Source organism: Streptacidiphilus sp. BW17, assembly GCF_041262485.1.
Lineage (GTDB): Bacteria > Actinomycetota > Actinomycetes > Streptomycetales > Streptomycetaceae > Streptacidiphilus.
In genome coordinates, this window is sequence record NZ_JBGCCR010000028.1 from 43,410 (window position 1) to 61,730 (window position 18,321).

Consider the following 18,321-nt stretch of genomic DNA (forward strand, 5'->3'; position numbering starts at 1 on the left):
GTCACGCAGCGTTCGTGAGCGCGGCGCCTTTCGACTGCATCCGGGCGTCGGTGTCGAAGAGCTGGAGCTCGGCGGGGTGCAGGAAGTGCTGCACGACAAATGATCTTCCTGCGACCTTCCACAGGCCCCTGCCCCTGTTCAGGGCGCTGATCGCCTGGGTCTCGACGCCGGTCAGGCCGAGGAGCCCGGCGGTGGCGGCGAGCTGGTCGGCCTCCTGCCGGTAGACGATCCGGGTGCTGCAGTCGGTCAGCAGACCCTCGGCCAGGGCACGGCCCCGCGAACCGGCGTCACCGGCCGACAACAGATCGCTCAACCTGTGGATGACCAGCATGTTTGCGATCCCGAGTCCCCGGGAGAGTTTCCACTGGCTCTGCATCCTCTCCAGGAGGAAGGCATGGCGCAGGACGCGCCATGCTTCGTCGTAGATGACCCACCGACGCCCGGCCGTCGGGTCGGACAGCGCGGCTTCCATCCAGGCCGAGGCGCAGGTCATCGCCAGGACCAGCCCGGTGTCATCGCCGCTGGAGCCCAGCCGGGACAGGTCGATCGTCAAGATCGGCGAACTCGGGTCGAACTCGACCGTGCTGGGGGCGTCGAACATCCCGGCGAGGTCCCCCTGCACGAGTCGGCGCAGGGCATGAGCGAGGTCCTCGGCTGCTGCTCCCAGGCGACGGGTCTGGTCACCGTGGGCATCGTTGAGCAGGTCGGGAGTGGCCAGGAGCAGGGCGATGTCGCCCAGCAGCGGAACCCGGCCCGTGGTCTCGGCGTGCACCACGATCGTGTCGAGCGCTACGTCCAGGGCCGTGTGTTCCATCGGGGTCAGATCGCGGGCCAGGACCGTCCGGGCCAGCGACGCGAGCAGCAGCAACCGGCGCTTGCGCACCTCGACCGCCCAGTCCTTCGGGTCGATGCCGGTCGGTGCGGCGGGCGCGTCGAGAGGGTTGAGCTTGCCCGGCATGCCCGGCCCCAGGGCGATCGTGCGACCGCCGAGCGCCGAGGCCACCGACGTCCACTCACCCTTGGGGTCGCAGGGGACGTACACCTTGTAGCCGAAGGCGACGCTCCGCAGAGCGATGCTCTTGGCCAGCGCCGACTTGCCCATACCGATGATCCCGGCGAGCAGCACGTTCGGGTTGGTGAAGCCGTCGACCCGGCCGTACAAAGCAAACGGATCGAAGACGAACTCGGCTTCGGCGTGGACGTCCCTGCCGATGTACATACCCCCGGCCCCCAGACCGCCCTCGGCGAGGAAGGGGTAGATGCCGGCGGCAGTGGCGGTGGTCATCCGGTGCGTCGGCAGCTTGTGGCGTCCGCTGCGGGCGGAGGCGGGGCCGGGCCGGCCGGAGGCGGGGTAGGTGGGGCTCAGTTCGGGGTCGTTCTGCGGCGCGGTGCGCCGGGGCTTCGGCGGGACGGCGGCGCGGGCGCTGCGGCGGGCTTCGACCAGGGCGCGCTGCTCGCGCCGGCGTGTCTGGCGGTCGCTGCGCTGGGGGATGAAGGTGCGGGTGGCGCTGGTGCGGCGCATGCGGCTCCGGGGGGCGTGGGTCAGGGCGTGGGCAGGCCGGGGGAGGGCGAGCGCAGGTCGGCGGGGGTGGCGATCCGGCGGACCTGGGCGGTGCACCACTGGTGGCGCTGGCAGATCGTCAGGACGGTCCGGCCCTCGGGATGTGCTGGGGTCGGCGGTGGTGCTGCGGGTGCGGCGGGGCGGGCGTGGTAGGCCAGGTGGAACTGGTCGGCCGCCTGCCACAGCCGGATGCGGGCCGCGTGCAGGTGCCCGGCGGTGGCGGGGTCGGTGGGCCGGCATGCGGCGACGCTGGAGTCGAGCAGGCCGTAGAGCGCGGCGGTGTGGGCGTGGAAGGCGTCCAGATCGCTGCGCGCGGGGGGTCCGTCGCCGTGGACGCCGGTCAGGCGCAGGACGTCGAGCGCCGTGGTGGCGTGGGCCAGCAGGTCGGGGTCCGCCGCTGGGGCGGGCGGGGGCGTAGACACGGAGGCGCCGATCGTTCACAGGAGGGCGAGGGGCAGGGCGGCGGTGGTGAAGAACTCGGCCTGCTGCCACGTCAGTTGCCGCAGGTCGAGGAGCGATCCGCGGGAGGCGGTCTCGACGGCGGCGCAGGCGGCGCTCAGCTCCTCCGCCGTGTCGGCGGAGACGACCAGCAGTCCGGTCAGACCCACGTCCGCGTGTCCGGCGATCAGTTGCGCCTCGCGGACCTTGGCGTCGGTGTACTCGACCGTGTCCGACTCGGAGTCCACCTGGCCCTTGCGCACGCGCTCGGCGGCGTCAGCGACGATGGTCGCCTTCTGGCGCTGGACTTCGCGCAGCGCTTCGTCCAGGGCTTTCGGGTTGTAGGTCAGCGACAGCGAGCGCCGAGCGCCGCTCGCGAACAGGATCTGATGCAGAAACCCCGCGCCGGTCTCGGTGCGCGGCCACTGCTCGATCCAGAAGACGGAGTGGAAGGCCGAGTCGGTGCGCAGCCGGTCGGGCTCCTCGACCATGACGACGGGACCGGCGGCGGCGGGGTCCGCTGACGGCCGGCCGGCGGTGGACCAGCGTTCGAGCGCAGCGAGGGCGGCGGGGTCGTAGGCGGTGCGGACAGTAGCGGCGATCTCCTTGGCGGTGAGCCAGCCTCCGGGGATTAGGCCGGAGTTGCGCACGGACTGGTCCAGGCTGGAGGTGATCTGGGCCAGTACGGTGAAGGCGCCGACCAGGCCGCCGCCGGCCTGGTCGATCAGGCGCCGCGACTTCTTGAGCGACAGCGCGATGCTGAGGTAGGTCTCGTGCGGGGCTGCGGCCGGTCCGGCGGCGGCGAGCAGGTCCTCGTAGATGGGCCCGGCGACGGGCGTGCCCGGCAGGCCGTGGTCGGCCCAGTATCGCTGCAGGGTGTCGCCAGAGTCGGGCACGGTGCGCTCCAGGACCTGGATGGAGGCGAGCTGGCCGGAGCGGCTGAGCGCTGCCAGGGTGCGGCCCCAGTCGCGGACGTGGCTGTTCTGCGTGCTCGGGTCCAGCAGCGCGAAGGCCCTGCTGGAGATGCGCAGGACGGCGGTGAGCGTGCCGCGGTGAGGGTCGTGCGCGGCGGACAGGCGGCCGTCGGGGGAGGTGACCACGCGCAGGGAGGCGGCGGTGCCGGGCAGGTGCAGCAGGCCCTCGCGCTTGGGGCGGGTGGTGGGTCGGGCGAGCCAGACCAGCTGCCCCCGGGCGCGGCGAAGCCGGTAGCGGCCGTAGATCGGCGCCCACTCGGCCAGGGCCCGTCCGCGGTAGCGGATCAGCACCACGGCCGCGACGGCCGCCCACAGCGGAGTGAGTTCGGCGGCGGCGATCAGACCGCTGGTGAGCATCACGGCCAGGAGCAGGAGCCCGGCAAGTCCGGTCAGCACCAGCTGGGGCAGGGACAGCCCCAGGAGGATGCCGCGGCGCGAGCGGTTGGGGAATTTGATGGTGATCGGTTCCTCGGACAGAGCAGTCCTTCTGGTCGTTCGGAGCGGCGGCTCCCTCGCACGGCATTGAGGGGCGGGGGAGCCGCGCGATGGTCAGGGAGTCGGAGGGCCGGCGGGAGGAGTCGATGCGCCCGGAGCGGCTGTGACCGCCGGAGCGCTGCGGGACGCCGGGACGGGGTGCACGGCCGGGGATCCAGCGCCGGTGACCTGCGGGCCGCCGGTCGCGGGGATCACGGACTGGGGGCCGCCCGAGCCGCCTGCGGGAGCTGGATTGGCGCTGGGGGACGCAGAGCTCGGGGCCGCAGTGGGTGTCCCGGGGGACGGGGATCCAGCCGAGCCCGTTCCCGACGGCTGCGGCGACGAGGAACCCTGGGTGAACAGGGACTTGCCGCCGTCGCCGCTCGGCGAGGAGTCGGCCTGCGGGGAGATGCCCTGCACGCCCTGCCCAGGCCGGCGGATCAGCGGCTGATTGCTGACCTGCTGCCCGCCGCCGCTGCCGCCGCCCTCCTTGGATCCGGCGGTGCCGGGGAACTTGAACGAGGTCGGCATGCCTCCCTGGGGCGAATCCGAGCCCTCGGGCGAACCGGACTGCGAGGACCCGTCCCCACCGAGGTTCGATGGGCCCTGCGGGGCGCCGCCCCCGCCCTTGGCGCCCGCACCCTTGGTGATGGCCATCTGCGCGGCCTTCTTGGCTGCGGCGCTAGCGGTGTTCAGCCCGCTGGAGGCGGTGCGGTGCAGCTCGCTGGCACCGGAGTCGCCGGCCCAGTGGATGAACTTGTACAAGGCCATCGGGCACAACAGCACCAACAGCATGACGACCATGCCCGCGACGATGTCCGACAGCGCGGCCGTCCCGTCCTTGGTGTTCGAGTTGCCGATCGCGCTCACGCCGAGGATGAAGATCACGGTCATGATCAGCTTGGAGAAGACCAACGTCGCGGTGGTCTCGATCCAGCTCTTGCGCCACCGGGCGGCGGGCTCCCAACCTCCGCCCGCCCCAGCGAAGATGGCCAGGGTGACCAGGATCAGGATCGAGACCTTCCTGAAGATCAGCAGTCCCCAGTAGAGGAACGCGCCCACCGCGCACGCCAGGGCGGCCACGGCGGCGATGGTCCAGCCAAGGCCCCCGGCGGCGGTGATCTCACCGACCTTGATGATGCGGCGTACCGCATCGCTCATGGAGGACCCGGCCAGCGAGAAAAGCCCTGCTGAGAGTGCATCCACCACCGTCAGCGCGACCGAGGTGAAGATGAACGCGGTCATCGCGAACAGCACGCCGGTGGCAGTGCCGGTGACCGCCTGGCCGAGGGCCTGGCCGTCGCGCCGGATCGCAGCGCGGGCGAGCTGCATACAGAAGGTTGCGACCAGGATGACCAAGCCGATCGGGAGCACGGTGGCGTAGTTGTCGCGGAACCAGGAGGCGTTGAGGTCGACGGTGGTCGTGTTGTTGATCGCCTGGGCCGCCATGTTCGTGGCGGAGACGGCCAGGTCGCCGAGGCTGGAGGCGAGCCAGTTGCCGATGGACTCGGTGATCGAGTCGGTGACGCCGCCGGGGGTGACGTCGCAGAGCAGTCCCGCGCCGGGCAGGTCGCAGAAGCCCATGGTGGGTTCTCCCTTCCGGGGTGGGGGTCAGGGGTAGACGGACGTGGCGATCGAGGCCAGGGCGCAGTCCTGGGAGGGGCGGCACTGGACGGCGAGCGTCACTGCGCGGGCCTCGGCGCCGTGCCCGGAGGCGGTCCAGAAGATCGACTGATTGCCGGTGACCGTGACCGCGTAGATGTAGGCCGTCGTCAGCGCGGCCGGGTTGGCCGTGATGGCCTGGTTGAACGCCGAGGGGATGTGGGCCTCGGTGACCGTGGCGATGGCGTACTGCTCGTCCGCGCGCATCTGCTGCCACACGTCGGCCGTGGGGACCTGGCTCTCGATCGAGGCTGGGTCGGCGTACTTGCTCTCGCCGGTGAGCCACTGCTTGAGCGCGGCCAGGTGCTGGGGCTGGCTGGTGGTGCGGGTGTCGTAGGACCACAGCGCGGCGGTGAACGCCTTCGCGAAGTCGGTCGGCGACTGGGTGCGGATGGGACCGGACCCGGGCGCTTGCGTGCTCGGCGTCGCCGTCGGGGAGGGGGGCTGCGAGGGGGCTGGCGCGCTGGCGCTGGGAGTGGTGGCAGTCGGGGAGGCGTGCCGGGCGGGGCCGCCGCCCTGCCACCGTGCGGCGAGCACGGCGAGCAGAGCGACGGCCAGGAGCACGGCCAGCCCGACCAGCAGGCGGCGCCAGATCGGCGATCCGCTCTCGCTGCCGAAGGGGGGCTGGGCGGGGGGCATCAGTGAACCGACGTCCCCACCTGCGAGAAGAACGCCACGATGCCGTTGGCGGCACCCAGGAGCAGCGCGCAGCCGGCGGCCACCAGGGCGCCCTGCTTCCCCTTGGCTTCCGACCCGTGGCTGCCGGTGTGGTGGCCCCAGGCCCAGACGACGCCGGAGACGCAGAGCGCGCCGACCGTCGCGATGATCGCGAAGAGGTTGATGCTGTTGACGGTGGACTTCAGGACGTCGAGTCCGGGAAGTCCTCCCTCGGCCGGCTTGATGCCCGGGTCGAAGGCGAGAAACAGGTGCGGCGGGACGCGCAAGAGCACTCCAGGGGATGAGCGGACGGGGCGGTGAGCGGGGAGGGGCCGCGGAAGGTTGCGGCGAACGGTCCGCGGCGAGACGGCAGCGCGGGACCGGGGAAGGCACCGGACCGGAAGGCCGAGAGAGGCCGTGCGGCGGTGGGCCGGAAAGGCCGACGAGGCGGCCTAGAAGGAACGTTTCTGCAAGATCGCTAAGCGACGCGTCGGGCCGCGAGGATCTGCGGTAGCCAGAACGCCAGGGTGTCGATGTCGACGTCCGCGCCGGTGTGCGGAGCGTTGATCACCAGCCCGTCGCCCATGTAGATCCCGACGTGACCGGGGGCCGTCGCGGAGCCCTCGGTGAACAGGAGGTCACCGGGCAGCAGGTCGCTGGGCTGCAGGTTCGCGACGCTGATGGCCTTGCCCTCGGTGACCTGGTCGTAGGTGGTGCGGCCGAGGGTGACGCCGGCGGCCTTGAAGGACTGCTGGACCAAGCTGGAGCAGTCGCAGTGGCCCATCATGTCGGTGCTGCTGTGGGCGTCGGTGCAGGACCCGCCCCACTGGTAGCTGGTGCCCAACTGCCCCATGGCCCAACGGATGGCGGTCTGCACTGCCGCGGGCGCATCGGTGGGGACCTGGTAGCCCGCAGGTACGGTGCCCGGGGGTATGGGGCCGAACTGCGTGCCGTCCGCATCGCACCCGGAGGGGTCTGAGGTACTCGACGCTCCGGGGGAGGGGTGGGGCGAGGCACTGCTTGTGGCAGTTGGCGTGCCCGTGGGGCCGAGCGCCGCGGCCAGTGCTGTCTGCAGGGCTGTGGCCAGCGGCTCCCACTTGGCGTAGGCGTCGGGGTATGCCGACTGCTGCACCGCCTGCGCGGCCTGGGTGACCGTGAGTTGCTGCCAGCCGGGCACCTGCAGGAGGTGGCTGTAGAACTCGGTGCTCGCGTGGACCGGGTCCATGATCTGGTCCGGCGTGCCCCAGCCTTGCGATGGCCTCTGCTGGAACAAGCCCAGGCTGTCGCGGTCGCCGCCGGACAGGTTGCGCAGGCCGGACTCCTGCAGGGCGGTGGCTAGGGCGACGACCTGACCCCTGGCCGGGACGGTCATGGACATCCCGGTGGCGACGATGTCCTCGGCGAACGGGATCTGGACACTGGGCGCGTCCAGGCCCGACACCGCGGTCGGCGCCTTCTTCCCCGCCAGGATGGCCTTGACCGCCGTGGCGATGGCAGATTCGTCGACCGACTGACCGGTCGAGCAACTCGCAGCCGCAACAGCATCGTTGGCCGAGTTGACCGTAGCGGCAGCCAGGCCGAGCAGGAGAGGGGAGCAGAGGATGCCGATGGCCGCGGCTGCGGGAAGTCCCTTGTTCACGGGCGGCGTCCGGAGGTCGTGGGCCGCGCCTGCTTCTGCTCGCCGACATGGGGATGGGTCGCCAAATAGCCTCCGATCATGGCTGGGGCAGGTGGTGCGTCGTCAATTCGGGAAATGCATTCGACGTTCTCCTTGCGGTCGGTGGGAAATCCGTGGCTGGAATTGCCAGGATTTCCGGTCGGCACGTCTGCGGAACGGGTCGGGCGATAGGGGCGGTTACGGCGCAGGCACGGGGCTCCGGTCTGATGGGTGCGATGGAAGGATCGGTACCGACCTGCTGGGCGGTGCAGTTCCGGGGTGACGCAATAGACGCTAGAGACTCTGGGGTATCCCGGGCAACATTTCCTTCCTGCTGCCTGAGCAGGGGAAAAATGTTGCGGTGGGATACCCGTTCCCCGATACGTTCGTATAGCCGACCGGGGAACTCTGCGCCGTGTCCGGCTCCCCTTTTCGCCTCACCATTCAGGAGGTCAGCCTTTGACCTATGCCCTCCATCAGGGCGACGCGCTGCGTATCCTCGCCTCGCTGCCCGACGCATCGGTGGACTGCGTGATCACCGACCCGCCGTACAACAGCGGCGGGCGCACGACCCAGGAACGCGTCGGGAAATCCGCCCGTGCGAAGTACACCTCCAACGACGCGAAGCACGACCTCGCGGACTTCCCCGGGGAGAACAAGGACCAACACTCGTACGGGTACTGGTTGTCGCTGCTGCTCAGTGAGGCCCACCGCGTCACCCGCGAGGGCGGCGCCCTGCTGGTGTTCACAGACTGGCGGCAGTCCGCGACCACCGGCGACGCCCTCCAGGCCGGCGGCTGGCTGTGGCGCGGCATCGTCCCCTGGCACAAGCCCCAGGCGCGGCCCCAGAAGGGGAGGTTCACGCAGAACTGTGAACTGATCTACTGGGGCAGCAAGGGGGCGATCGACGGGTCGCGGAACCCGGTCTACCTGCCCGGCCTGTACTCAGCCAGCCAGCCCTCGGGCCAGGAGCGAGTTCACATCACCCAGAAGCCGGTCTCGGTGATGCGCGAACTGACGAAGATCTGCGTCCCCGGCGGAACGATTTTGGACTTCTGCGCCGGGTCGGGCAGTACCGGCGTCGCTGCGCTCCTGGAAGGCCGCTCCTTCGTCGGCATCGAGGCGACCCAGCACTATGCCGAGATCGCCGAACGACGCCTGCGCGAAGCCCAGGAGCAGGTGGCTGCAGAAGCCCCGTGACTGTTCCGCACGCCGACGTCCGCCACACCGGTGTGCGGAACCCCAATCCGCCGTGGCGCCAGGCGGCCTCGGTGAGCTGGAAAACCCTTCGCCCCCTTCGGGCACCCCTTTTCTACAGGAGAACTACTTGCGCAAGTCCGCCCGCACAGTCCTCACCGCCGCCGCCCTCGGGGCGGCAATGCTGGTCCCGACCGTCACGGCCTCCGCGGCCACCCCGACGGCCACGGCGCGCCCGGCCGCCGTCCGCACCGCCGTCGACTGCGACCTCTACGTGGTCAACACGGCCGCACTGCGGATCCGCACCGGCCCCGGAACCGGATACGCGACGATCGGCCAGCTCAGCAGCGGCGTGCGAGTCGACTCGATCGACATCGCCTACCCCAACTACACCTGGTACAAGGTCCGCACCCTGACGAAGTCCGCCTACGGACTGAAGGCGGGGACGACCGGCTGGGTGTCCTCGGACTACCTGCGGTACATCGGCGGCTGCTACACGCAGCTGGACTAAGTACGACCGGTCGGCTGCGCTGCTTGTTCCGCACACCCTGGCGCACATCGACGTCAGCGTCACCGTCGTGACGAACGGCAGCGCCGCCAACTGAACGGCCCCAAAGCACCTGTGGCGGCATTCCCCCTGCGGCGACCCCTGTTCCCTCCGGTCTCATGAGCCGGAGGGAACAGGGGCTGGCCGAACAACCTCTGGAGAGCACCCTGACCGTAGAAAAGCCTGCCCAGACCATCGCCAGCCCCATCGGCATGGCGGCCACCCCCCGTCACTCGCGCGGGATGCGCGTGGTCGTCCTCATCGCCAGCACCCTTGCCCTGGTGGGCCTGTCGACCACTCCTGCCTGGGCGGCCACGCACCGCGGCGTCGCCGGCTGCTTCGCCTGGTCGTGGGACGACTCGGGGTGGTTTTCGACGACCGTCTACTGGCACAACCGGTGCACCACCGCCCACAAGCTGGAGGTGCAGTGGGACGGCAACGCCTATGCCCTCACCAAGCGCACCGTGCCGGCCAACGGCAGCGGAAACACATGGACCACCTCGGACGCCGTCAAGGGCGTCTACGACCTTGGCCGCGGCTGAGGAGGAGAACACCATCTCCCCTGATTCCGCGCGCCGACGCGCAGCAGCCCTCGGTGACGACCGCGTGCTCGTACGCCCCCGCTACCTCGCCGGAGACACCGACGAGACGGGGATGGCGGACACCGTGCTCGTCAGTGAGTTCCACTGGCCCATGTGGGTCAACGCCCAGGGCGAGCAGTTCGCGTCCAGCCCCAGCCACCAGATCCGAGTGGGGCTGCTGCCCGCGCCGTACACCGACTGGCCCTGGCAGATGGCGTCCCACGAGGACTGCTTCGCGCCCCAAGAGCCCGACTGGACGGCCTTCTTCTCGTGGGAGACACCCCAGGAGATCCTCGCGGCGTTCCACCGGGCCGTCGCGGAGACACTCGACAACGACTACCACCGGCGGAGCAGTTGGTTCGAGCCGCGGCCCCTCGACCACGCGTTCGCCCCTCTGGTCGAAGCAAGCTGGACGCACCACGCTGAGCGTTTTCACACCACGTGTACCTCGCCCGACGGCTTCGCCGTCGCCGCGCTGCACTTCGACGAGGACAGTCCACCGAACCCCGCCTTCGGGTGGACGTTCAGCGTTGGCGCCGGCACCTTGCACTGGGAGGCCATCCTGGGCATGGGCACCCCGCCGCACCTGGTCCGGGCCCTCTTCGCCGCAGTGGTCGACCCGGCACCGGTGAGGCGGCATCGCCACGAACTGCCGGAGGGCCTGGGATCAGCCCTCCAAATCGACCGTGCACCGAGCCCGGAGACCAGTCCCGGACCACCGGTCGCTCCGCACCCCCGCATCACCGAGCCCCCGAGCCGCTCACACGAAGGCCGTCGCCGATGACCGATCCTCGGCGCCAACGCCGGGTCATCAGCTGGTACTTCGCCTTGGCCGGGTTCGTCCTGGCGCTGTGGGGCGCTTGCCTTCCCTCCGTGCAAAACCGACTCCACCTCGGAGTCGGCGCACTGAGCGTCGGACTGCTCTGCACCGCCCTGGGCATGACCGTCGGCCTTCAGGCAGCCGGCCGGATCGGTGACCGGGTGGGCGCGCACCGCCTGATGCGCCCATCCGCGCTTGCTCTTGCCCTCTCCCTGCTCGGCCTCGGATTCTCTAGACAGTTCAGTGTGTTCCTCGCCGAGTGCGCACTGCTCGGGCTGAGCCACGGCGCTCTGGACGTCAGCATGAACATCACCGCGACCCGCTGCCAGCGGGCCTACGGAAAACTGATCATGCAGTCCATCCACGGGGTCTACAGCTGCGGCGCACTGGCCGGGGCGCTCGCCGCAGCCGCCACGGCCGGGCTCGGCCTCGGCCCCCAGACCACGTTCGCCGGCGGTGCCGCAGTCGCGGCAGCGACGCTGCTCGCGCTGCCCGCCGCCACCGGGATCGATGGCCAGCACCGGCTGGCGGAGGCGTCGAAGACCCGTCGTGCCCACACGGCACGTCCGCCTCGGGTGCTCGTCGTCCTCAGCGCCGTGGCGGCGGCCAGCCTGCTCGGAGAGGGAGCCGCAGCCGACTGGTCGGCCGTGCAGATGCACCTGACGCTGCATGCCGAGGTCGCCCTGTCGGCGGCGGCCTACGCCTGCTACTCGGCTGCCATGGCCCTGAGCCGGTTCTTCGGCGACCGCGTCGCCCAGGCCCTTGGCCCGGTCACCCTGGTTCGCGCCGGGGGCCTGCTGGCGGCGGCGGGGCTGGGAGCCGGCCTCCTGGTCTCCAGTCCGGTCCTCGCGCTGATCGGCTGGGCCCTGTTCGGAGCGGGGCTGGCCGCCGTCGTGCCCTGCGCCGTCACCGCTGCCGCCTCGATCCGCCCGGGCCGGTCAGGCCAGGACATCGCCCTGGTCAGCTCCGCCGGATACCTCGGCATGGTCATCGGGCCCGCCGCCATCGGCGCCATCGCTAGCACCACCACCTTGACCACCGCTCTGACGCTGCCCGCAGCCCTGGCGCTGGCCGTCAGCGCCGCTGCGGGCAGCGTCCGCCCCCAACACGTGGAGATACCTGAATGACCACTGCCCCCCGATGGGCTCTGGCCGACTACAACGGCGTCATCGGACGCCAGGCGGGAGCCGACGACTGGGCTCGCCTGGCCCGCGTCGCCGGCTGGCACCGTGACTCGCTCGCCCCCTTCCAGCAGCTCTTCTGGAGCCTGCGCCCCGACTACGACCGCGGACTGATCACCGCGGACCGGTTCTGGGCTCGCATGGGCTGCCCTGCCGATCGACGCGAGGAAGCATCCGCAGCGGACACCGGCATGTGGATGCGGGCCGACCAGCAGGTCGTCGATCTGCTCCGGGCCGCGCGCCACCGCGGCATGCGGCTCGCGCTGCTCTCCAACGCGCCGGACGGCGTGGCCCGCGCCATCGAACAGACGCCGTGGGCCAATGAGTTCGACGTGCTCCGCTTCTCCTGCGACCTGCACGAGAACAAGCCGCATCCCTACGCCTACGAGGCCACCTTGACCGCCATGGGAGTCGAACCCGGCGAGCGCCAGCACGTCCTGTTCATCGACGACCGCCTGGACAACACCCAGGCAGCACGGCAACTCGGCATGGCCGTCTACCACTTCACCGGCGACACCACCGACTTCGTCCGGCACCTGACCCAGCACGACGGCACTTCCACCACCTGCGAAGCGCCGGCGCACTCGCGTTCCGCTCCTGCCGCCAGCGCAGTCGGTGCCCCCGTGCACGGCTCTCGCCACCTGCTCTGACGCCGAGGAGACGCCCATCACCGCACCCACGCCCGACGACGAGAGGGTCCGGGTCAGCCCGCGCTACCTGGCGGGACCGCGCGTCGACCCCGCCGTCGCCTTCGACCAGCTGACGAGCACGTTCGGCTGGATCAGCCACAGCACCGACGAGAGCCTCTTCTACACCAGCCCCTGCCACCGCGTCCGCGCCGGATTCCTCGGCGAAGCCATGGCCCCCTGGCAGATCACCGCATCCGAATACCCCTTGGCCCCGCCGGACTGGATCGCCGCGTTCGACGGCACCACCCCGCCTGAGATCGTGAACGCCTTCCTGACCACCGTCGCGGACAACCTGGAGACCGTCCCCGACCGGACGTTCCAAATGAACCTGCACTACGTGGACACGGCCATCGCGCCCCTTCGGCAGGCAGGTTGGAGCGTGCGCATCGGAGACCACGACACCACGGTCGACGCACCGTCAGGACTGGCAGGCATCATCGTGCACCGGCACCCCCAGCCCTGGCAGGCAGAGGAGTTCGACCCCTACGACGAGACGTGGAGGATATGGGCGGGGCCACCCGAGGAGCGATGGTCCGCCGAGTTCTCGCGCGACACACCGCTGCCGCTGATCTCAGCCGCCGCCCGCGCCCTCATCGCCACCGGTCCCGTTGAGCGCCACCGAGAGGACCTCCACCCCGCCTGCCTGCCCCACCTGACCGTGCGCCCGGCAGGCCAGCCTGCCGCGGATCGCATCAAGGCTGCGCTCGCCACGTCGCGGTCCGCACCCCCTCCCCTGGCCGTGAGCGGTCGCCCGGCCGGAGAGACGCCGCGGTCGAAGCCCGAACAGGCAACCCGCAGAGGCCGCTGATCCCCGGCGACCGGGCCGGATGCCCTGAAGCGGCGAAGCCCCGCGGCAGTCCGGATGAAGCCCCGAGCATCACGAGCACACCAACAGCGCGGACGAAGTCCACGAGGAGAACGCACTGCCCGAACCCACCGGATACAACGCCTGGGCCGTGCCCAAGGACATCCCATGCCGCCTGCGAGACGCCTATGACGAGTGCTACGACGAGGTGCTGATGGCGCCCCTTCGCGCGAGGCACTGGTCGGCCGTCTACGACACGATCGGCCAGTACCACCTCACCAGCCCCTGCCAGCGCGTCCGCCTCGCCGTCATGCCAGAGGAGTCCCCCGACCTCATCGTGCAGATCGCGGCGTCCAAGCAAGCGCTGCTGGCACCGCTGTGGCACCTCTCCTTCGACGGGAGCACCCCGCAGGAGTACATCGCAGCGGTCACCGCAGAGCTGGCCGACGCAATCTGCAGCGACCCCTGCTTTCCGTACGAGGAGGAGGCCGACCCGCTGATCCTGCCCCACAAACAGGGCTGGACCAGCTGGACCGGCGGGGGCAACACCATGCTCCGCGCCCCGGACGGCACGGCGTCGGTCATCGTCCACCCGCCGCCCTACCCGGACGAGCAGCCCGCCGAACAAGCCGGGTGGGCCTTCGACGGCGTCGGCGCGAAACGCTGGCACAGCACGTTCAGCCACCACACCCCACACAAGATCGTCAAAGCCTTCTACGAGGCCATGACGAGCAGCCTCCCCCCGCTAAGCCCCCGCGGCGCGGTCCTCGACCTGGACCTGGCAAGCCGGCACGAGCGGGAGGCGACGCCCACCTCGCGGGCCGCCACCGCTCAGGTGCGCACCACCTTGGACCTGCAGTCCGACCACGATCCCGACGTGGCGTTCCCGGCGGCGAAGCCGGCACCAGCGAGGCAGCACCCTCCCCACCGGCCCTGACCCGCGGGCCGCACAGCCAGCACCTCCACTGAGGAGAAACGATCTACACCGACACCACCGTGACCCTGTCCACCGGGCAGCGACCGGGCGAGATCGTCGCCCGCATGAGCCAGCCCGACGTCAACCTCGCCCGCGCCCTGGAGCAGCTGGGTTTCACCAGGGCCGGCACCGGAACCCCCCACACGATCGCGGTCGCCGAACACGAGCAGCACGCCGTCGCCGAGACCTGCGCCCGCCTGCTCCACCAAGCCGGGTACATCGTCCACGGCACTGGGCCCCTCGTTGACGACCAGGCCGAGCGCACGCGGGAGGCCGCCGAGGAACTCGACCCCGAAGTGCCCGACACCGACCCCACCGTGGCGGTTTACCGCCACCCTGTGCTGGGCGTCGTGGCGACCACCGCCACACCCGGCAAGGGCCAGGCCCACGGCCTACTGTCCAACAGCGGCTTCCACCTCCTAGAGCACCAGGGTCTGTACGTCCTGCCGTTCGGCGCGCCCCTGGACTACGCCCTGAACACCGTCACGCGCCTCTCGCTCGCGCTCGACCTGACTCACATCCCCTACGACATCAGCCGCGACATCAACCACCCGGTCCCCGGCCAGCCGCTGACCACCCGGGTGCCCGTGGTCCAGCCAGCGACACCGGGAACGATGCCCAACTCCAGCCCGTTCCAGCGCTTCCTCGGCCGCGTCGACCGCTTCTTCGAGAGGATCGGTGACAACCTGGTCAACCTCATGAAGCCGAGGCCGCCCCAGCCGATGTGGCAGCCCGGCAGCCTTCCGCCCGGTGCCCGGTCGGCCGGCACCGTCTGGGTCCAGGTCCCGGTCCAGCAGCCGCCATGGCAGCCGCCAGCCAGCATCACCCCGGCCCCGGGTGTCTCCACGAAGGCGGCCATCGACCACTACGAGCGGTCCCTGGCTCAAGCAGCGAGCAACGCCCGCTCCACGATCAACACCGGTCCCCGCCCCGATGGGCCGGTCGCCACCGGCACCGGCGCACCCGCCGCAACGCCTCAAGCCCACAAGGCGCAGAACCCCGCCCGTAGCCGCTGACCCTGGGGGACTCCCGCCGTGACCACACCCGTACCGCCCACCTCCCTGCCGCGACGCACCAAAGGCGGTGAACTACGCGCCAAACTGGCCAAACTGCTGGCCGACCGTCCCACGGACTCGCTCACCGTCTCCGACCTGGCCCGGCAACTGGGGCACTCCCACGGTGCCGTCCGCAACGCCGCCATGACCCTGGCGAAGCGCGGCGAGGCCGACCAGGTCGGCACAGGCCAGCCGCGGTTCCGCGCGAATCAGAAGACCGCCGCAGCCGCCCAGGCGGCGGTGATCAGCCCACCGGGCACCCACTCACCGCGCGCCCGCGCCGCCACCGCCCGCACGACGACCGCGCCGGCAGCGAACACGCTCAAGCAGGTCGGCCCGATCCGGCGCGCGGGAGGTCAGCTCTACCACCCCCGGGAACTGGCCGACCTGCCCGACGTCGAGGCCCTCAGCCGCCTGCGCGCCGCCGATGTCCCCGTGCTGCTGTACGGTCCCCCGGGCACCGGCAAGACCAGCCTGGTGGAGGCGGCCTTCCCCGACCTGCTCACCGTCGCGGGCGACGGCGACACCACGGTCGGCGACCTGATCGGCGAGTACACCCAAGACGACGACGGAAGCTACGTCTTCCAGTACGGCCCGCTGGTCACCGCGATGACCGAGGGCCGCGCCCTGCTCATCGACGACGCCACCCTGATCTCCCCCAAGGTCCTGGCCGCGCTCTACCCCGCCATGGACGGCCGCCGCCAGATCCAGGTCAAGGCCCACAAGGGGGAGACCATCAAGGCAAAGGAGGGCTTCTACGTCGTCGCGGGCCACAACCCCGGAGTGCACGGCGCTGTGCTGACCGAGGCGCTGTCGAGCCGATTCAGCGTGCAGATCCAGGTCGGCACGGACTACGACCTCGCCGTCGCCCTGCAAATCGACGCTCGCGTGGTCCGAATTGCCCGACACCTCGCCAGCAAGGTCGAACTCGGCGAACTGGGCTGGGCACCCCAGCTGCGGGAGTTGATCGCGTTTCGAAAGACCGAGGCGGTCCTCGGGTTCAAGGCGGCGCTCGCCAACCTCGTCGGCATCGCACCCATCGAGGACCGCGACATCGTGTCCGCCGCCGTCACCAAGATCTCGGGCATCAAGGGAATCGTGCCCCTCACCCTTGGCAACCAGCTTCCCGCCAACTACGCCGCAGCCCCCCAGCAGCCTCCGCACGGCGCCGGAACCACCCAACGGAGCCCCTCACGGTGAGCGCCCACCACCACATCCAACCCTCCACCACCACGCCCGACGACGACGCCGACCTAGCCCGCTGGGACGACGACGGCGCCCCCGCAGCACAGCCCCGCACCTCCCCGGCTGCCTGGCTGCGCGTGGGAGCCGAACTCAGCGACCGACTGGTCGCCCTGTCCGGCCGCCAAGACCTGCTCGTCACCTGCCGCCCCGGCACCCTCAGCGGAGCACCGGCCGCCTACTTCCCCACCCTGTCGGAGATCGAGATCGACTCCGGCCTGTTCGACCCCCTGCAACCCCACGAGATCAACCCGCGGATCGTGGGCGACGAGGATCGCTACCCCGCCGCCTGGGGCGTGTTCGTCCACGAGGCCGCCCACTCCGCCCACTCGGTCTGGGAGCAACCACCCGACGCGGACGACCGCATCGTCGAAGCCGCGCTCCTGCTGGAGGAGAGCCGCGCGGAGGGCCGCCACCTCACCAGGCGGCCCACAGACCGCACTTACCTGCGCTCCAGCGCCCGAACCCTGGTCATGCCCGACATCGCCCGCCCCACAATCGAGGGGATCGACCAGGCCGCCACCGTGGCCGCCCTCATCCTCGGGCGCCGGGACGTCGGCATCCTGGACCCCGGTGAGACCCAAGCTGTAGCGGACCTGTGCGAAAGCGTCCTGGGCGCCGACTTGCTGGCCACCCTCACTGGCATCTGGACCTCAGCCCACCAGTGCGCTGACGACGACACCAGCACCATGCTCAGCCATGCCGAGGACTGGTGCGACGCCCTGGACGCGGCGGCACCTGCCCTGACCATCCCGATCGACCTCACCGATCTGCTCGCCGCGGCCGTGACGATCGCCCTGGACAGCATGGCCGCTAACGACGCCGCGGACTTGGCAGCCCAACTCGCTGCCAAGAGCGCCGTGGCCGCGCAGTCTCAGGCACAGGCCAAGGGCCGCGTCCAACAGGCCGACCGGCGACGCAAGGCCGCAGCCACCGCCTCGTCCGTCTTCAACCCCCGAGGCACCACCGTCAGCCCCGACGGCACACCGCAGCCTTCCCGCAACCCGATCACCGGCACCCGCGCACCCACGCCAGCCGAGCAGGCCGCCGCGGGGAGTCTGAGCCGTGCCCTGCGAGCAGCTGCCTACCGGGAGCGCACCGAGGAGCGGTCCACAAGCCCCACTCCTCCCGGGCGCCTCAACATGGGCCGGGCCCTCGCCCGCGATGCCCAGCGCGCCGCCGGATCGATCCCCACTGCCGAGCCTTTCACCCAAACCCGCCGCCGCAGCTCTCCTACTCCGCCGCTGCGGGTAGGCATCGCAGTCGACGTCTCCGGCTCCATGGAGGACGCCTGCCGACCCGTCGCCTCCGCCGCCTGGATCGTGGCCCGCGCCGCAGCCCTGACTGACCCGGACTCCCGCTCCGCCACCGTCGCCTACGACTACAACCTGACCGCATTGACCCGACCCGGGCACCGTGCACCGGAACGCGTGACCAAGTTCAAGGCCGACGGCGGCGGCCACAGCCTCGGCGACGCCATCGACGCCCTCGACCACGCCCTGGATCTTGGTCGCCCGGGTGCCGGCCGCCTTCTCGTCATCGTTACCGACGCCCTCTACTTCGGCGATGAGACCCCCAATGCGGTCTCGCGCATCAAACGCCTCACCGCCGCCGGCTGTGCGGTACTGCAGCTCACCATGACGGACGAATCCCGCCACCTGCCAGGTACGACCCTCCTCCACCTGCCCCGGCCCTCCAGCGCACCCGCCGCCATCGCCAAGGCGGCCACCGACGCAATCCGCAGGACACGCTAGCCCCGCCCCGCAGGCGCAGAACACCATCCGCAGCCGCTGAACCAGGACCTG

The 18,321-nt window shown here is 70.9% G+C and carries 18 protein-coding genes; 11 read left to right on the forward strand and 7 right to left on the reverse strand.

All coding sequences use genetic code 11. The features are described 5' to 3' along the window. Position 1 precedes the first annotated feature (1 nt). From ABH940_RS27765 to ABH940_RS27795, 7 genes are all read right to left on the reverse strand, one after another. Positions 2-1,522 (reverse strand): ATP-binding protein, encoded by a 1,521-nt coding sequence (locus tag ABH940_RS27765; protein ID WP_370106496.1) that lies wholly within the window; start codon positions 1,520-1,522, stop codon positions 2-4. Positions 1,523-1,542: 20 nt separating this feature from the next. Further along, positions 1,543-1,983 carry a DUF6238 family protein gene (locus ABH940_RS27770; RefSeq protein WP_370106497.1) on the reverse strand — a complete coding sequence of 147 codons (441 nt, stop codon included), beginning with the start codon at positions 1,981-1,983 and terminating at the stop codon, positions 1,543-1,545. A gap of 15 nt (positions 1,984-1,998) precedes the next feature. Then, positions 1,999-3,450, reverse strand: coding sequence for an SCO6880 family protein (locus tag ABH940_RS27775; RefSeq protein WP_370106537.1), 1,452 nt, complete (start codon positions 3,448-3,450; stop codon positions 1,999-2,001). A 72-nt stretch (positions 3,451-3,522) separates the two neighbouring features. Then, positions 3,523-5,031: an ATP-binding protein gene (locus ABH940_RS27780; RefSeq protein WP_370106498.1), complete on the reverse strand. Its 1,509-nt coding sequence runs from the start codon at positions 5,029-5,031 to the stop codon at positions 3,523-3,525. Between the two features lie 27 nt (positions 5,032-5,058). Further along, positions 5,059-5,748 (reverse strand): hypothetical protein, encoded by a 690-nt coding sequence (locus tag ABH940_RS27785; protein WP_370106499.1) that lies wholly within the window; start codon positions 5,746-5,748, stop codon positions 5,059-5,061. Further along, positions 5,748-6,053, reverse strand: a complete 306-nt coding sequence (locus ABH940_RS27790; protein WP_370106500.1) for a DUF6112 family protein — start codon at positions 6,051-6,053, stop codon at positions 5,748-5,750. The genes ABH940_RS27785 and ABH940_RS27790 overlap by 1 nt, the downstream gene beginning before the upstream one ends. A gap of 191 nt (positions 6,054-6,244) precedes the next feature. Further along, positions 6,245-7,405 (reverse strand): C40 family peptidase, encoded by a 1,161-nt coding sequence (locus ABH940_RS27795; protein ID WP_370106501.1) that lies wholly within the window; start codon positions 7,403-7,405, stop codon positions 6,245-6,247. A 477-nt stretch (positions 7,406-7,882) separates the two neighbouring features. On the opposite strand from ABH940_RS27795, the gene ABH940_RS27800 reads away from it, so the two are divergent. The 11 genes from ABH940_RS27800 (at position 7,883) to ABH940_RS27850 (ending at position 18,270) form a co-directional block, all read left to right on the forward strand. Further along, positions 7,883-8,623, forward strand: coding sequence for a site-specific DNA-methyltransferase (locus ABH940_RS27800; protein ID WP_370106502.1), 741 nt, complete (start codon positions 7,883-7,885; stop codon positions 8,621-8,623). A 127-nt stretch (positions 8,624-8,750) separates the two neighbouring features. Next, positions 8,751-9,131, forward strand: a complete 381-nt coding sequence (locus ABH940_RS27805; protein ID WP_370106503.1) for an SH3 domain-containing protein — start codon at positions 8,751-8,753, stop codon at positions 9,129-9,131. Positions 9,132-9,286: 155 nt separating this feature from the next. After that, positions 9,287-9,709 (forward strand): hypothetical protein, encoded by a 423-nt coding sequence (locus tag ABH940_RS27810; RefSeq protein WP_370106504.1) that lies wholly within the window; start codon positions 9,287-9,289, stop codon positions 9,707-9,709. After that, positions 9,696-10,532, forward strand: coding sequence for a DUF317 domain-containing protein (locus tag ABH940_RS27815; protein WP_370106505.1), 837 nt, complete (start codon positions 9,696-9,698; stop codon positions 10,530-10,532). The genes ABH940_RS27810 and ABH940_RS27815 overlap by 14 nt, the downstream gene beginning before the upstream one ends. Continuing rightward, positions 10,529-11,695, forward strand: coding sequence for an MFS transporter (locus tag ABH940_RS27820; RefSeq protein ID WP_370106506.1), 1,167 nt, complete (start codon positions 10,529-10,531; stop codon positions 11,693-11,695). Before ABH940_RS27815 ends, ABH940_RS27820 begins: the two co-directional genes overlap by 4 nt. Beyond that, the gene (locus ABH940_RS27825; protein ID WP_370106507.1) at positions 11,692-12,399 is read left to right on the forward strand and encodes an HAD family hydrolase; all 708 of its coding nucleotides are present in this window, start codon (positions 11,692-11,694) and stop codon (positions 12,397-12,399) included. Before ABH940_RS27820 ends, ABH940_RS27825 begins: the two co-directional genes overlap by 4 nt. After that, positions 12,365-13,246: a DUF317 domain-containing protein gene (locus ABH940_RS27830; RefSeq protein ID WP_370106509.1), complete on the forward strand. Its 882-nt coding sequence runs from the start codon at positions 12,365-12,367 to the stop codon at positions 13,244-13,246. Before ABH940_RS27825 ends, ABH940_RS27830 begins: the two co-directional genes overlap by 35 nt. A gap of 148 nt (positions 13,247-13,394) precedes the next feature. After that, entirely contained in the window at positions 13,395-14,180 is a 786-nt protein-coding gene (locus ABH940_RS27835) for a DUF317 domain-containing protein (RefSeq protein WP_370106510.1), read from the forward strand. Between the two features lie 59 nt (positions 14,181-14,239). Beyond that, the gene (locus ABH940_RS27840) at positions 14,240-15,235 is read left to right on the forward strand and encodes a hypothetical protein (protein ID WP_370106511.1); all 996 of its coding nucleotides are present in this window, start codon (positions 14,240-14,242) and stop codon (positions 15,233-15,235) included. An 84-nt stretch (positions 15,236-15,319) separates the two neighbouring features. Next, positions 15,320-16,474, forward strand: coding sequence for an AAA family ATPase (locus ABH940_RS27845; RefSeq protein WP_370106539.1), 1,155 nt, complete (start codon positions 15,320-15,322; stop codon positions 16,472-16,474). Further along, positions 16,471-18,270, forward strand: a complete 1,800-nt coding sequence (locus ABH940_RS27850) for a VWA domain-containing protein (RefSeq protein WP_370106512.1) — start codon at positions 16,471-16,473, stop codon at positions 18,268-18,270. Before ABH940_RS27845 ends, ABH940_RS27850 begins: the two co-directional genes overlap by 4 nt. Positions 18,271-18,321 lie beyond the last annotated feature (51 nt).